At 35.5% G+C, this 16764-nt stretch carries 10 protein-coding genes, 1 tRNA gene and 2 pseudogenes; 8 read left to right on the top strand and 5 right to left on the bottom strand.

Annotated elements, in window-relative coordinates:
- Positions 1–668: 668 nt before the first annotated feature.
- Complete coding sequence (locus ACFILA_RS08240; protein WP_375660976.1) at positions 669–1058, bottom strand: hypothetical protein; 390 nt, start codon at positions 1056–1058, stop codon at positions 669–671.
- Between the two features lie 54 nt (positions 1059–1112).
- A complete protein-coding gene (locus ACFILA_RS08235; protein WP_375660975.1) occupies positions 1113–1316 on the bottom strand; it encodes a phage tail assembly protein in 204 nt (67 codons plus the stop codon).
- Positions 1317–2192: 876 nt separating this feature from the next.
- On the opposite strand from ACFILA_RS08235, the gene ACFILA_RS08230 reads away from it, so the two are divergent.
- The 4 genes from ACFILA_RS08230 (at position 2193) to ACFILA_RS08215 (ending at position 8220) form a co-directional block, all read left to right on the top strand.
- A complete protein-coding gene (locus ACFILA_RS08230; RefSeq protein ID WP_375637839.1) occupies positions 2193–3389 on the top strand; it encodes a multidrug effflux MFS transporter in 1197 nt (398 codons plus the stop codon).
- Positions 3390–3651: 262 nt separating this feature from the next.
- Positions 3652–4383 carry an alpha/beta fold hydrolase gene (locus tag ACFILA_RS08225; protein ID WP_375660974.1) on the top strand — a complete coding sequence of 244 codons (732 nt, stop codon included), beginning with the start codon at positions 3652–3654 and terminating at the stop codon, positions 4381–4383.
- Positions 4380–6554 carry an isocitrate/isopropylmalate family dehydrogenase gene (locus ACFILA_RS08220; protein WP_375660973.1) on the top strand — a complete coding sequence of 725 codons (2175 nt, stop codon included), beginning with the start codon at positions 4380–4382 and terminating at the stop codon, positions 6552–6554. Before ACFILA_RS08225 ends, ACFILA_RS08220 begins: the two co-directional genes overlap by 4 nt.
- Positions 6555–7413: 859 nt before the next feature.
- Positions 7414–8220, top strand: coding sequence for an N-acetylmuramoyl-L-alanine amidase (locus tag ACFILA_RS08215; RefSeq protein ID WP_375660972.1), 807 nt, complete (start codon positions 7414–7416; stop codon positions 8218–8220).
- Positions 8221–9463: 1243 nt separating this feature from the next.
- On the opposite strand, the gene ACFILA_RS08210 is transcribed toward ACFILA_RS08215, so the two are convergent.
- Complete coding sequence (locus tag ACFILA_RS08210; RefSeq protein ID WP_375660971.1) at positions 9464–10660, bottom strand: porin; 1197 nt, start codon at positions 10658–10660, stop codon at positions 9464–9466.
- A 315-nt stretch (positions 10661–10975) separates the two neighbouring features.
- Here ACFILA_RS08210 and ACFILA_RS08205 point away from each other — a divergent pair.
- Positions 10976–11066, top strand: a tRNA-Ser gene (locus tag ACFILA_RS08205).
- Between the two features lie 84 nt (positions 11067–11150).
- On the opposite strand, the pseudogene ACFILA_RS08200 reads toward ACFILA_RS08205, so the two are convergent.
- Positions 11151–11290: pseudogene (locus ACFILA_RS08200) on the bottom strand (integrase); the annotation flags it as partial.
- Positions 11291–12524: 1234 nt separating this feature from the next.
- Complete coding sequence (locus ACFILA_RS08195) at positions 12525–13745, bottom strand: MFS transporter (protein WP_375660970.1); 1221 nt, start codon at positions 13743–13745, stop codon at positions 12525–12527.
- 1608 nt (positions 13746–15353) lie between these two features.
- Between ACFILA_RS08195 and ACFILA_RS08190 the strand changes: the two genes are divergently transcribed.
- From ACFILA_RS08190 to ACFILA_RS08180, 3 genes and pseudogenes are all read left to right on the top strand, one after another.
- The gene (locus tag ACFILA_RS08190) at positions 15354–15944 is read left to right on the top strand and encodes a hypothetical protein (RefSeq protein ID WP_375660969.1); all 591 of its coding nucleotides are present in this window, start codon (positions 15354–15356) and stop codon (positions 15942–15944) included.
- A gap of 307 nt (positions 15945–16251) precedes the next feature.
- Complete coding sequence (locus ACFILA_RS08185) at positions 16252–16563, top strand: hypothetical protein (protein ID WP_375660968.1); 312 nt, start codon at positions 16252–16254, stop codon at positions 16561–16563.
- A gap of 91 nt (positions 16564–16654) precedes the next feature.
- Positions 16655–16764 (top strand): annotated as a pseudogene (locus ACFILA_RS08180) (late control protein); the annotation flags it as partial.

The following is a 16764-nucleotide window of genomic DNA, read 5'->3' as shown; positions in this document are numbered from 1 at the left end:
TCGAATGGTGTGTTTTCAGGAATGCGAGTTTCCATGTTTTATCTCCTTGAATATGCTGGAGATACAATGCCTTTTTGTAAATTATGTTCCAAAAGTGAATAGATATGCGCCAAAAAGGACAGAAAACATCGAAAACAAGACGGTGATCATTACTTAAAATTCTTCTTACATGACTCCAGTCTAGAACTGATAATACCAGTTTATCGAGAATTTTAGTTGATGGGGGGATAAACGGTCTATGAGGAATAAAGGAATGGCTCTCTTTTCCCGTTCTGTACTGCAATGTTTAAAAGATTGAATGTCGTTGTGAAGTTTAATCTTTCCCCCTTAGCTTAAAAGTAAGCTCTCTTAATGCTTTTCTTTCAAGTAATGTCCCAGATACTGCTTGAGGAAAACTTTGTAAACGCTTTTCCATCATTGATTATGTTTGAAGGTAAAAAGTAAAATTCTGGAGTCTTTATTTTATTATTCATTTTTTTGTAAAAACAGCGCGTCTTCTAAAATTTTAGTTTTTTATATTGTACTTATAATTAAAAGAATGCTTCAATTATTCAAAATAAATATCAAAAGTATTCAATTCAAAAAGCTATGAGAGATAAAAGAGAAGGAAGAAACATTAGTGTTCTAAGCTGTTTTTCCTTCTCTTATTGCTCTATATCAAAACAATGCTAGAAAAATTTTCTAAGTTCTTTGAGTAAAAACTCCCAAAACCAGAGAGGAAAGTTGAAAAGTTTTGAGACAATGTCCAAAAGTTTTGAGATTCTCTCCAAAGGTTGTTTTTTAGTTTCGCCCGCAGTTTTTTTATACGATGTAAGAGCACTTTGATTTGAGAGATAAATTTGGTTCGATGGACCATCTTGTACTAAGAAAGTGCCTTTTGTAAAGGTCATGCGTTCCACCTTTATGACGTAGGGATTATGAACTGTAATCGGTTCATAGGTGCTACAGGTTTTCACTTTTGCATTTGCAGTTGTCATGTCTTCTGTTTCAAATGTATTTGTGTAAAGGTTACTTGTGCGTTTTTCGGGTTTACTGTCGATTAAAATACATTCATCCATTATGCTTTTTATGGGTGCATTTACTTTGTTTAGCATTTTATCAAACTCTTTTAGTCATTCTTTTATTAAAGGCCCGTCAATGTCTTTAATGTTTAAAAAATCACGAACACCAAGTTTACTGATGGCATTATAGGACCACCCTGAAAGACATGCGATCATTTCAATCGATTGCTCGTCGCCTTCTTTGTTCTGTATTGCTTTTAAGTCTTTAAATTTCGGGCGGCGTAAGGTGATTTCTGTGTATGTCTTTCCTTCCACTTTAATAGGTACAAGTAATTGCTACATGGCTCGTTCTGTTATATTCATTACTAGCTTCTCCTTGCTTTCTAAATTAGATGCAGAATGATTTATCAAATTTTTATTATAGCATGTTTGTCAATAGCTTAGGCAATAAACTTTGTGCTGGCTATGTAGAATGAAATTCTAACAAAATGGACAAGATGAATTTAGATTTTAGAGCGAGATAGAAGCACAATTTGCTTTATGATATTAGTGGATGATATTAGTGGGCTATTAAGTTTATTTGCTCAATTATTTGTGTTGATAAAGACTTCTCCATGAGCCATTATTATATGCTGTATTGTTACAATAATATTTGCGTGGGGAGTTTTGAGGAGAGGGAGTTTGTGGCTTCTTTTTTCTTTGAGCGTTGTAAACCACTTCTGATAAAAGATGTTGTCGGGAAAGTGATGTTGTTGTCATGGAGAGGGATAGAGTTTGGGAGCGTTTTTGTTGATGATATCAATGAAAAAAAGCTGATGAAGATAGGGCAACATGAATACAACAAAATGCGCTATTTCGGATTGGGAAATATATCTCTAAAGGGGAGTTTTGATCTTTTAGCTTCTTTTGCGTATAGTTTTAAAATTGCGATTTGCTATGCTTTAAAATTAATTATAAAGTGAAGCACTAAGTGTTTATTTACGTGTTGAGTGTGTGCGTGCGGATCATACACTGGATTTATGTATCAACAAGCTGAATTATTCTCGAATAAAGTAAAAGAATAAAGAAAATTGATTATTTTATTCCCTGTGGATAAAGTTAAAATAGCTTTATATTTATAAATATAAATTATTATTTTTCTATAAACGTAAAATTTAAATATTTTTAAATTTAAGAAATGTGACTTTCCTGATGAAACATAAATATACATTACCATTCATTATACTTATCGTATGTTTATCAACAGGAGGTTTGATTTCTACCGATATTTTTTTACCAGCACTGGGCGATATGCGTCAATATTATCAAGTGACACAATCTCAAATTCAAAGTGCAGTGGCGGTTTTTTTGTTGGCATTGGCACTTGGACAGCTCATTTATGGGCCGCTGAGTGATAATTTTGGGCGTAAAAAAACACTTCTATTGGGATTATTCTTGTGGTTATTTACGACACTTGGTGTGATTTATACGGTTCATATTCACGCTTTTCTTGTGTTACGTTTTTTGCAAGGTCTTGGTGCTTGTGCGGGACTTGTCTTAAGTCGTGCAATTATCAATGATTTGTTGGATAAAAAAGCGGCTGGAAAACTTTATTTGATTGTTTTCCCTTTTATTGGAATGTCACCAGCGCTTGCACCTTTCATTGGTGGACTTTTGATACAAGCTTTTCATTGGCAGGCAACTTTTATCTTTTTAAGCTTTTTTATATTTTTGACCATTTTGCTATGTTGTTTTGTGCTAAGCGAAACTCTACCCCCTCAAAGGCGGCAGCATTTTTCTCCGGTAGGATTGATGAAGGCATATTTAGGTGTTTTCAGAAATAAACAATTTATTTTTTATGCACTTATTCCGTGTTTTTCTTACGCTGCCTATTTTGCTTATATTGTGGAGTCGCCTTTTTTACTCACGACTTTGGGGTTATCACCGATACACATTAGTTATAGCTATATTGGTGTTTCGTTTCCCTATATTTTGGGAAATCTTTTGGCGCGATGGTTTTTTGAACGCGAGTCTATGGAAAAAACTGTGGGCAGAGGGTACATTATTTTTGTGATAGGTGGTGTGCTGTTTGCTTTGCAAATGTATCTAAGCCCATGGCCCCTTGTGACAAGTTTTATGGCTATTGCTGTTCTTACTTTTGGAAATGGTTTTTTATTGCCGTTAGGAACAGCGTTGGCTATTTCATCGCATCCGAAAGCTGCGGGAGCGGCTTCTGGTGTTATGGGATCTTTGCAATTAGGAAGTGCGGCACTCAGTGCAGCGGTTATCGGAAAAATCTCTGGTCATAGCCCACGGGCTATGGCAACTTTGTTAGCTGTGTGTTGTATGATTGGTTTTATCATTTATATTCAAAAAGCGCGTCATTTTATGACTTCAGAAATAAGCTGAGTGAAATGATAAAAAGAAAGCATTATGCGGAAATGCTTTTGATGTTTTACACAAATGGGGCACCTGTACATTAGATGATTTTTTTTTATTAAGTTGCTGGATTGAGTGGGTTTAAAATTTGTTACAAGCTTAGTTTGAGTTTAACAAATCGATTATTATGAGGGGAGAATATGAGCATAGAGTTTCAACATATTTTCATTATATTGCGTAGGAAAAGTTCTGGCTCTAATGCATGTTTAAAAATAAGGGGAGGAATTGATCAATGGGACTTCCTATTATTATTCTCTCTCCTGTAATGCCAATTTGGGATGGGGGTGTTTTTTGTTCTCCATTGACAAAGCTATGCTTAACAAAAGGATTCCCTGTCACTCTGCTGGATACGCTTTCTCTTTTTCCTAAGGGTTCTCATGTTCTCAATTATTCTGCTGTAGACATTTTATCTTTTATGGCAGAAAAACTTAAAAGCTATTTTAAAGAGCCCGCAGTGCTTGTGGGATTTTCTATGGCTGGAACATTGGTACAAATATTGGCAGCCCAGCTTCCCAATGTTCAAGCTGTGCTTGCTGTGAATGCACCTGGCTATCCAGATAAGGTTTTGCAACGGCGCCTTGGAGATATTCTTGCCTCCTTAGAAAATAATGATTTATCGGGGGCTTTGGAAATACTCAATGGTTTTATGCATCCTTCTGGCATTATGAAAAAAAGAGTTTTATTGGAGATTCCCGATAAACAAAAAAGCGTGGCAATTGAACGCATGACAAGAGGGTTTAAACTCTTATTAGAAATAGATGCTAGAGATGAAATAGTTAAGTATAAGGGGAAGTTTTTAGCTTTAGTGGGAGAAAAGTCGCAACTTGCAACGGTAGATAATCAGACAAAAAGTCATAATCTGAATCATGAATATAAGCTTATCTCTGGTGCTGGTACGCGTTTGTGGGAGGATAATCCTACTATGACGGATGCAGTCATTGATGAGTGGATGGAGGGACTATGAAAAAGAAAGTTCTTGTCTTACCTGGTGATGGGATAGGCCTAGAGGTTTGTGATGCTGCGTTGATGGTTTTAGAGCAATTTCAATTGCCGATTGAATTGACTTATGGTGATATTGGTTTTGAATGTTGGAAACAGGAAGGAGATTCTGTCCCTCAAGCGACTTGGCAAAAAATTACTCAGAGTGATGCTATTTTACTTGGTGCTGTGACCAATAAAAGAAAAGAAGCGGCTTTAAAAGAACTTGCTCCGCATTTAAAAGAGAAAAACCTTGCCTATGTTGCTCCCGCACTTCAACTTCGCCAAAAGTTAGGTTTGTTTGCAAATATACGTCCTGTAAGATACATCTCTGGTCCGAGAAAACCTTTTCATTTTTGTGTTATCAGAGAAAATAGTGAAGGCCTTTATGCTGGATTGGATTTTCGGGGTATTTCTCCTGAAAAAGCCGTTTGGCTAAAACATCCAAATTTGACAAAATATGGGCTTGAGGAAGCTGCGTGGACAGTCCGTTTGCAGACACGCTTTGGTTTAGAGCGGTTATTTGAATATGCTTTTTCTTATGCGAGGAAATATGGCTTTAAGCGCGTTACTTTTGCTGATAAGCCCAATGTTATGCGAGAAAGTGGACAATTTGCTCAGGAAATTTTTGAGAAAATTGCGCAAAACTATCCGGAAATTGAAGCAGATATTCATAATGTTGATGCGGTTGCTTTGTGGATTGCAACCAAGCCAGAGCGGTTTGGTGTGATTGTTGCTGAAAACATGTTTGGCAATATTCTCTCTGATCTTGGCTCTGGGATAATGGGGGGATTGGGGCTTGCATCTCATGCGAATGTGGGGAGCGAGATTGTTTGTTTTGAACCTGTTCATGGAAGCGCACCACGTATTGCTGGACAAAATAAAGCAAATCCTTCTGCGATGCTTTATACCACGGCTTTACTCTTAGAGCATTTAGGCTTTAAAGATGCAGCAAAACAATTATCTGAGAGTGTTGATCAGGTTATTCGTGCTGGAAAAACCGTTACCTATGATCTTGGAGGTGTCGCCTCTACCTGTCAAATGGCTGAAGCTGTTCGCAATTCTCTTGTGAAGCCTGTCTTTGTTTGTCGTGCGGCGATTATCACTGTTGGTGATGAACTCCTTTCAGGACAATATTTGAATACGAATTTACAAGATTTAAGCCAAAGCTTGAACAAGAGAAATATTCAAGTCACACGTCATTTTGTTTGTGCTGATCAATTACAGCAAATCAGTGAGACTGTTGTTTCTTGTCTTGGACAAGAAGATCTTATCATTATCAGTGGGGGATTGGGACCAACATCAGATGACATAACACGCGATGGAGTTGCTCAAGCTGTAAAGCAGCCTTTACTACATCATGAAGATGTTTGGCAAACAATAAAAGGTCAATTACAACGATTAGGGATTTTGGTGGATAAGAGTAATGCGCGTCAAGCATTGTTTCCTGAGACAGCAACCGTGCTTGATAATCCTACAGGCACAGCACCAGGCTTTTATCTCTCTTGCGATGGAAGTACGCTTGTTGTTTTGCCTGGTCCACCATCACAGGCTCTTGCGCTTTTAGAGAATTATTTAGAACACAACGAGAAGAAATATTCTTTTGTATCGCGTGCGGGGTATGCATGGACTTTGATTGGAATTGATGAAAGTACAATTGCGCAGTGGGTTGATGATCATCTTGAAAATGAACCCTTTGAACGGCATTTTTTATGGAAAAGCCCCTATGTTCTTGTACAGCTTGTTGGTCAATCAGAAGCGCCCTTGGAACAACATTTCGTGGAAGAATTTGAAAATCATTTTCATCCCTATTTGGTTGGTGCAGAAGTTACTACTGCTTGTAAACAATTAGCAATGCACGTTGAGGTTCATTGGTCTGCCAATGATCCGCGGCTTTTAGAATATTTTCAGCCCATAGAAAAAGGTAAACAAGATATTCCACTGCTTGAGGTTGAAGTGAGCCTAGAGCCTTCCTTGGAGACATTAGAAAATCAAGCAGAAAGCCTTGGACATGCTACCATGGCTATACGGATGAAAGGTTATGGTGAGGATCATATTACTTTTCCCTATACGCGACCACTTTTAGGTGTCGTCTTACAAGAATATGCAGCTTGGTTGGTTTTAAAAAGATATTTGAAAACGGAGAAGAAAAAATGAACCTCTATGGGGACGTAACAATATTTCTTAAATTATTAAACGTTCTATTATAAGAAGTATTTTGATCCTTTTCTTCAGTGGTTTTTGTCTATAGGGTATTTTTTCTTTTGATGTGTCATTAAATGACTTTGATTGATTCAAAATTAAGAAAAACTTTACGATATTAGGTTCGCTACATTCAATATTTATAATGATTAATTATGATTATAAATCAATATGTTATATTTCATAGAGCTGATGACAAGGAATCCAGAGACTTCATGTGCCTCAAGCGTTGTAAATAATTCAGATTCTTTGTAAATCAAAAAGCAATGGTGTGAAAAGACAAGAAGTCGTGTCATTTACAGGCAAGTTTTGCAAATTTTATTGAAATATATGTCCAGTTTATTGTGAACATGTTCCGTTCAGTTATCTGATAATAAATTGCTGTAAAGAGCTCATAAAATTTTTCCTTTAAGTTTTTGTGTGATTGCATGATCGTTGGGTGTTCGCTTCCGAGGGGCGATATTTTTCAATTTGATAACAGGAAGAATTATTTTTTCTGTAAGACGTGAAGATTTAATGAGTGATCATTTTACGCTTTTGTTTTCTTTTCGATTGGTAATTTGTAGGAATTTGTTTGGGGAAAAGATTTAATGCGGTGTATTTGTGAATGTGGTTAAAAACATTTTACGCGTGTGTGGGGGAGAAATAAAAATGTGTCTTAATTGTTGATAAGAGTGTCAATGTTTTTGATGAACAAATTTTAGGCGTAATTCTTAGTATCTAGATTAGGAAGTTCATTGCGAAATTTTAACAGTTCGTATCCTATTTGTTGTGGTGCGCAGTGGTCTTTTTAAGCAACAAAGAAAGGGCTTTTATGTATCAGATTGATTACAACAGTTATCGTTCTGTCAAGAGTTTTAATCGTCGCGTTCGTTTTCTCGTCATGCATTATACGGCTCTTGATTTTAAAGCCTCGATTATGGCGCTTACAGGAGAAAAGGTTAGTGCACACTATCTTGTTCCTGATCCTTCAGAGCAGACATATCGTGAGGCAGGCTTTAAGGACATGCGTATTTTTAATCTGGTCGATGAAAATGAGCGTGCATGGCATGCGGGTGTGAGTTCATGGGCTGGGCATAGTCATCTCAATGATGCATCTATCGGGATTGAAATCGTTAATTTAGCGACGGGTCATTCTGAGTCTCCAGAAGAGACAGTTGATTTTATGGCTTATCATGATGAGGGGGGGATATTTCCTCCTTATAATCCAATACAAATTGATGCCGTTAAGGAACTTGCCTTAAATATTCTTCAACGGTATCCCGATATTATGCCAACTGATGTGGTGGGACATAGTGATATTGCCATTGGAAGAAAAAGTGATCCAGGAGCAGCTTTTCCATGGAAAGAACTTTATAAGGCAGGTATAGGAGCATGGTATGATGATGAACTAAAAAGTCATTATCAAGAGCAATTCTCTAAGAATTTTCCACCCAAAGAAGATGTTTTGGCGAAGCTAAAATGTTATGGATATGACATTTCTGCTGCGTGTCCCCAAACAGGATACAAAGATTTGATCCGAGCATTTCAACTTCATTTTCGTCAAGAAAATTATGATGGGATTCTAGATGTTGAAACAGCAGCAATTCTTTATGCATTGGTTGATAAGTATTTTCCGTGAATTCAATGCGTTTTAATTGAAAATATGGCTTATGATTACGTGTAAGCCTTTTTATTATCAAGAGAGGCTGCTTTTTGCCAATGCGTTTTATGTAAAAAAGGCATTAATCGTGTAAAAAATCCCATGTACGGTATAAGGCGTTTTATGAAAACATAACTCTGAAAGCTCTATGATTTGCAAAGATTAAATTTACTGTTTCTTTGTCTTATATTTTTCGTCCTTTAAAAACGCGTAAAGTCAAGATGTTGCGTATATGATGGCATGCTCCTTACGCAGGATAAAACGCTTCAAATAAAATGGACTTGTGTTGTATATTTCCATGCTTGTTTTAAAGCAATGTCTTTTAATGCGTATTACAACACATATTTTACAGCGACGTTTATAGAGAATATAATCTAAAATCCTCTATGAAGTGTATCCTCATTTTTATGCTTAATAAAAGTGCCTAGCACTATCGTACACTTTGTCAGATCTCAATGTTACGACAACCCTTGGAGTTTAAAACGATTCATAAAAGGGTTTTCTTTACTCGTTTTTATTCACACGGCTCTCTCCGCTTGTTGTACAAGTGAAAGGTTTTGGTTGATTGAAACATGAAAAATAATAAATTATGATTATAAATCAATGTGATGTAGGTTCAGGAAAAATAGGGGTATTTACAGATTGCTCCTGATAGGGGCTTTATTCTTTAGAAGGGGAAGAGGTCAATTCATTTTTTGAAGATATATCGCTTTTCTCTTTTATTGCTTTAGGGAATATTTGCATCGTTTTGACAGCATGTTTCTTGATGATTAAGTTTTTTAATGAAGCCGTGTTATAAAACATTGTGTTTTAGAGTGTTGATAGAAGACACATTCAGGCATATCAAAAACACAATGATGTCTTGTTTTTTTCAATATTTTATCTGTTCAGTACAGAATTGACCAGAGAAGTTCATGACCTAAATTAACAAAGGTTAGAAGTAAATTGCTAAGAAAGACCAATTTTGTCATAAAGCAAAAGGGTTTGCTCATGCTTTAAAGGGCAAGGAAGAGATTGTGTTTGAAGTGATGTGTAAACGCCCGTATGCAGTGCTCTTATCAAGCATATCAGGGTTAATCTTCTGAGAGTAGTTTTATGAAACTAAGTCGTTTTTTTCCGAGAGACAATACGTATCAGGAAAAGATATTCATGATATTTGATTCCAAAAATAAAAACTGGCAAACCATGTTGCCAGTTTTTAAAAGCTGTAGCTTAAATAGGATTAGAATGAACGCTGTAAACGGATCATACCTTGAAAAGCACTTTTCTTATTGAATAAATGTTTTTCATCATTATTTTTATCCGTCACAACGCGATCATCATTCCAAGAAACATAGGTTAATTCAGGTGTAATCACAAATCCTGGAACCAGCGTGTATGTAATATTTACAGAAGTTGCAAAGGTTTTTACAGCACTATAAGAAACTTGAGCATTCAAATTTGCTTTTGGAGTAAGCTTGTAAGTGGCACCCGCCCAAGCAGCCCATTTACCACCCCAGTTTGCATAAATCGTTGTGCTTTGTCGTGATAATTCATCATTTTCATTTACTGTGTAGTAATCAAGGCCATTTTTATAGCCAGCCATTACCCATAGATTGAAACGATCGTTGACATTGAAATCTGCACGTACTTTTCCAGCCCACTTTTTGTAGTAAGCATCATATGCTGCAACTGCTGAAAAACCACCCCATTTTTGCATGAACTTTATACCCAAAATCACATTCGGGGTGTAATTTTTAATTGCTTTACTTGGAAGAGTACCCTCAGTGATAGAAACAAGCTTATCATCTTTATCAATGTAGTATCCTGTTATTCCTGGAAGAGAATCTGCATTATTGCCTAATTCAGCACCGATAATAGCAGAAAAGCCGGAATCACCATTAAAGGTGTAGGAAATAAAATTGGTGCGTGTTGTGCCGGCAGGCGCTATGCTGTCATCATTGAGAACATCTCCATAATCACCAGTCCAGCTGTTGAAAATTGTGTCATCAAGACCTACGCGAAAACCACCCAGTTCAATGTAAGCCGCGGCAAGCCTTGCAGCAGCGTTGTCTCTACCATCACCCCAGTTTGAATAAATTCTTGCATATGAACGAAGTGTTCCCATTTCTGTTTCAGAAGCTGCTTGAAAAACAAGGGTGAGCCGTGATGCGGCGCCGTAGGTTTTTCTTTTGTTTCTTAGTTCAGTTTCGGTTGTTGCATCGATATTATTACCGCCTATAAAATCAGTACGAACATTTCCTGATAAACGCATGCAGGTTTCTGTTCCAGGGATATAGAAATATCCTTTTCCGTAGGCATCACAAACGCGAATATATTCTACAGGTTCGGGTTCGGCGATAACTGTTGAAGCGGCATGTGCTCCAGAAATTGCTAAAAAAGCTGCTGTAGAGCTTAAAAAGAGGGATTTAATATTCATATGGGATCTCCGCGGTCCGGTTAAATTTCTTCTAAAGAGTACCATTTGCCTAACGCATTAAGGACAAAGACATAAGTAAAATACGCAGCACTTGTTATCTTAGCTATAACTAATCTTTTTAGAGTTTCAAATATGAAATTACCTTTTTGTAATATATATATGTACTATTCGAGATGCTGTGGTAAAAAAGACACAATTCTTGTTTTATTAACTTTTGCTCCCTATGGGATCAATAGGAGAAAAATTTTCAGATATTTGGGAAAAAAATCGAAAATGTCTTGAACTTTCTGTTGATACCATTTATGCCTCTCTGTTGGAGAGGTGGCCGAGTGGTCGAAGGCGCTCCCCTGCTAAGGGAGTAGGGCTCAAAAGGCTCTCGAGAGTTCGAATCTCTTCCTCTCCGCCATTTATTGTTATAAAAGCAGTTGATTGTGTATAGGAATTTTGTTTTCAGTGATTTGTGCTCATTTGCTTTTCTACCAATCTCAATTTTGTGAAGTTTTTTGATTGCTTTTCTTGCTAGGCGTTTTCTATCAGCTACTCTGCTATAGAGTGGTGCTATTTTATCTTCCTTCCATCTAAATTTATGTGCGAAATTGTAATACCTGTATTAGCAGCGCGTGTGGTTGCTCATTTTCTTAATTCCTGTGTTGATTTTTAATTTTATGTTTCATGAAACAAGGTACAAAAATTTCTTTTCTAATGGTGTAAACTAAAGCAAAACCAATGGGGGATATTTTAAGCGCAAGATGTTTCATGTAAATCGCTATTGTTGATAAAGGAGAAAGCGAAGCTCTGTTATAGCAATCACATTGACGTTGCATATTTTTTAGCTAAGGATTGCTTATTTATTTTATGGATATAGGGAGCAGCACGCACGTTTATAAGAATAAGCGGCCGTAAAGCTAGATATGTTACGGATTTGGTTCTACAAAGTGTTTTTGATCTCCCTATGTCGTTTCAATCGTTTGGTGGCATATTTATTATTTTATGACGTTGTTTTACTAAGCTTTTGCTTTTGCGTGTCAATCAACACCTATTCCTTATACAACGGCATATTTGAGATCAATATTTAAGATGGTTTACTGCTTTATCGGTTATGTCAGCTTTTATATATCAAATAGGGGAGAAAATATTGTATATATCTGTTAGCGAGTTATTTCTAAAAACGGAAGGATCTTTTAATTTTGAAAAAAATATGAAAACGGAAAAGATGGAAATGAGCTCCCATTTTTATCATCATCTTATTAATTCAGTTTTACAAATTTCATGAATCTCTATGGTCGTGTCCTTTAAATAATGAAGATTGCGTATCTCACGCTTTTGTTTATCCCGTTGGGATTATGCCTCTCATATAAAAAGCATGTTCTAAACACAAATATACTTGTGTTGCCAATTTATGCACTTGTTTTAAAGAGATATCTTTGCAATGTGTATAAGCCCATTTTGCGACGCCACCTCGTAAATGGTATAAAACACAAAAGTTTCTGTGAGACATATAAAGCCACACCATTTGTATCCTTATGAAGATGCAAAGAGGCATATTATATATCTGCCTTCCTGTTGTTATAGATTTTGACTATGAGAGTTCATAAAAGGCATTTTTTCTTTTCTAAATCGTTTTTATCTATACGGCTTTCTCCACTTATGATGTGCAAGCAAATGATTTTGATTGTTTCAACCATAAAATAGATTTGAAAAGAAAGAATCTTACAATATTCAAGTTTGGTATATTATGATTATAAATCAATGTGTTGCTTTATATTTGCATTGTATATTGAAAGTTGGATGTGGCAATGCTCTCAAAAAAGTATCGATTTCTTTTAGAAGAAAACATTCTGGGTGAAATGTTATGGTTTTCCTCTCATAGAGACTTTTGAGAGTGTTTCATCCATCTCATGACAACCAAACCACACATGAAAAAAGTAATGGTCGGTAATATTAGGTAGTAAGATGGAGAAACTTTTGCAGGAAGAAAAGAAATAATACTCAATACTGTAATTGAAAATATTCTTCCGCTAAAAGAGACAGCACCAACAATACCGGAAATATGTTGCGTTTGTTTTTGGTTAAGTTCTGAGAAAAATAAGCTTTTTGCACCGATCGGTACAGTGCAAATAAATCCATGGATTAAAGAGAAGGCGATGACTGATGCAGCAGTTTGATGACTATGAACTAAAAAATAGAGCGCTATGCACATCAGAGCAGAAAAGAAGGAAAAATATTTTATAGAATTCTTATATTTTTTATCAAGAACATGATACTTAGACATCAGTAAATTTGAAAAATATTGTGCTGAAAAGGCTCCAATATGGCAGCACATCAAGACGAGCATTTGCGAACCGTTGAGGTGATGAATTTTTCCCCCTGAAAGTATTATCGGTTGCCAGAAATGATAAATAATCTGAATACCAGCGCTAAAAAGGCACATGAGGAAAATAAACCATGCTCCTCCTACTGTATTTTGAAATATCCAGAGCGTTTCCTTGGCATTGTGCAAGATTGTTTTTGTTTTGGACGTTTCAATTGTCGTTTTCTTTTCTTCAGGAACAATAAGGAATATCAAAAAAATAAATCCCATCATGAGGCATGAGATGATATATCCCATAAAATATTGTCCAGAGTAATAGATCGTTCCAATTCCTACAATCCCACTGAGAATACTTCCGAAAGAGTTAACCTGGTGGTAGAGATGAGCATAATGCGAAAAGTGATCCTGTTTATCGCCTAGAGAATGGTAAATCCATCCGTCAATGGCGCTGACAATGATGCAAATGCCCGCTGCATAGAGAATTTGCGCAATAATAAGTGCTGTCATATTGGGAGCTTGAAGGCATAAAATATAAAATACTCCTGTCATAAAGACCCCAGCCATAACGGAATATTTACGTCGATATCTGTCAGATAAAACAGCGCAGGGAAAATCAAGCAGCAGAATAGTGGTGGAAAAGACAACCTGAAGCAGAGCTAATTGCGCCAGACTCACTCCCATGGACATTAAAAAAATAGCATGGTAAACGCCGATCAGCATGCGGACAGCATTATAGGAGCCATAGTTGAGAGCAAGGGTGCGTGGTCTGTTCATTGTGTTGTTCCATAGATTGTACAATAAGAATTTCCACTGAAAAGAATATTTTTCTGTGAAAAGGGAGCGGTTTCATATCCCCATTCAGGGATCGGTGGAAAGCTGTTTTCCATAACCACCCCAAAATTAAAAAGGTCCCTTAGTCTATATGAGACTTCAAAGCGTATTAATGAAAGGAAATGATGCAATTTTAAAGTGATTATGAGGAGCAACATAAGCCTCATAAATGAGATTGTCATCTTTTGAGGGGAGTTGCTTGTGGGGCTGTTGCTTTCATAGCAATCATTTTGTCTAGATCTGTAAAATGATCCTAGGACGGCAAGATCATTGACATAATTAGAACTTATAGAGGTGTGTTTATTTTTTATATACCATTTACTGATCCATTCTCTTTGCTGATCAGGTGAAATAGCACAAATGATCCATAAATCGGTTTTTGGTAATTTTTTGATATCTTTTTTTATAGTCATCAACATTTGTAATCCCCCCCTTTCTTTCTGACTGTTTCTCCGTATCACTTTACGTCTAAAAAAGTTTTTTTCAGAATTCATCTTTACTTTATTTATTAAAAATTTATTAAAAAGATTGTCTCGCAAGGTGCTTTTTAATCACGTCATTACGATTAAGAATTAAATTTCTGATATAAGAGGAAGGGTGCATGATACATTGTGACTAAATACATAAATCCCTCTGTATCCTGAAATGACGATTTCCTTTTGCAAAACAGTATCTTGAATGGAAGCTCGATAACCGTTACGTTGATTATGGAAATGATAACCTAAAAGAGTGCTTATGAGTGCTTGAAGATATTCTTTAGATATTACAGACAGGACAAGAAAATAGTTTAAAAAAATCAAACGTGGGATGAAAGCTTTCATCTTATGATGGGTAATGGTGAATTTTAAACTTCATCTACTGTTTTTTTGAGCTACTGTGCTGTAAGAAAGATCAAACTCCCCCAATTCATGTCTCTAATTTAGATCATTGATCATAAATATTATATACTGTCTTTTCAAATTATAACTTTGCTCATTGTTTGTCTTCACTGATTAAATAAACATTTCTCTAAAAATGCCGCTTGAGAAAAATGCATTCTATCAGTTTAATACTCTATGATCTTTTAATTAATTTAAGGAAGATAGCATAAAATATACGATAAAAAATGAATAAATTTCAATCTTTGTAAAAAACACAAACTTTTTACTGCTGCTGATAAAAAACAAAGCTATATTAAAAGTAGCTTTTATACCCTTCAATATCATTGGTTGTGTTTATCTGTTTTGTCTACTCATTATTTCACCATTGTTAATATGATTGTTAATCAAAATATCATTTTTGAATTATTTATAGCATCGTATTAAACTCTTTTAAAGTCATGGATAAAAGATTAAATTACTCCTCTAGAGATATAAAACTAGATAGAAAATTCCATGGCTACTCTGTTGAATAAATTAGTTTTTATAGATTTACTCTATGTGTAGCGTATTTAATTGTTGTACAACTTATCATTTTTTATTTTTATTGTAGATTATTTAAAATAGATTTAATAAATTTCATTATGAATTTATATGTCTATTTAAATTGTTGTGTTCAGAGAAAAATAAAAAAATGTTTACAAAAAAAGTTCTGTTTAGAGAAGGCTTATTGCTTATCATATTTTTGCTACCATATTTTTTGTCTACCTCGCATGGCTATACGGGTATAGATAAATTATTTTGTTCCAAAGTGGTTAGGGAGCGCGATGATGCTGTTCAAAAGTTGGATTCAGTCAAGTTTGAAAAAGAAAATGCTGAACGGGGATGGAACGATACAATGAAAATATTGGGGGTGTCGGTAGACGACTTGAAGAGAATAGCTCTTGAACAGCAGGAACTCTATTTGGCATTGCTGAAAAATATGCCAAACAACAAACAACTTTCTTATAAATATCAAATAACTCTACAACGCAATGATGCGGTTTTTGAGCGTATCGAGAAGGTTTTGACTATATTTGAGCATGTTGAGAAAAGGACAGAGGCTTTTCGAAAACTAAATGAAGCAAATAAGCCTAAGGATCAGTCTCAAGCATTACATTATTTAGAAGTGATTTCTGAACATCATGGACATGTTGATCGACTCAATAAAGAACTAGAAAGGCTCAATCACGAAATTGATAGTTTAAACAATAGGCTTCAAAATTTGAAGAAAATATCTCGATAAGAGAACAGAAAGTTGTTCATTGATGCAAATGAGGAAGAATGCATGAGATGATAAACAACGATTTCATTGAAAAAGGAATGAACGGTGGGATTTGCAATAGTACTCATCATATCCGTTATGGTTATTATAGGGACTCTTTGTTTTTTGTGTAACAGAAACTGTGAAAGAGCGGAAAGAGATAGATGGAAAAGATATGGAGAAGCACCAGAAACACGCTCCGAAAATGAAAGAAAAAAATGAGACCAGTATGACAATACAAGAAACATAACCATTTCATGAGACACTTTAAAATCCAGATAATAAGGTTTTGGGAGTCTCTTCAGCATTTGATAAAGAATCTGAAGTTTTAGCATTTAAAGAAGTTATGGTCCTTTCATCGAAGGACTATAGAATAATCATCTGCATATTTGTTATCATTTTGGCAGTAGACTTTGTTATCCAGATGTTGGATAAGGTCATTATCCAAGTATTGGATGGGGGCAGAGAGTTTGATATCTTTACTTTTATATGTATTTTTAGCTTATTTATTTTGATCTGTTGTTTTATGGCTATCCCGATTATTTTAATTTTACACAATACGATTGAGGAAAAAATTGAAAAAAATACTTCAGCAATATAAACAGATTTGAAATGAGAGAATCTTACAATATTCGGGTCTCTCATTCAATATACAAAACAGTAAATTATCATTATAAATCAATGTGTTGTATAATAAAGCCGATACATTTGAAGCAGAGTTTGATGATAGTGGCAATGATTTAGAGGTTCCCTCAAGCAACAGCACTCTGCAAGTGATTTTTGGCTATGAGAACAGCATCAG

The organism is Bartonella sp. CL71SXKL, from assembly GCF_042194935.1.
In the GTDB taxonomy this organism is placed as follows: domain Bacteria; phylum Pseudomonadota; class Alphaproteobacteria; order Rhizobiales; family Rhizobiaceae; genus Bartonella.
This window is presented reverse-complemented; position numbering and strand designations above follow the sequence as displayed.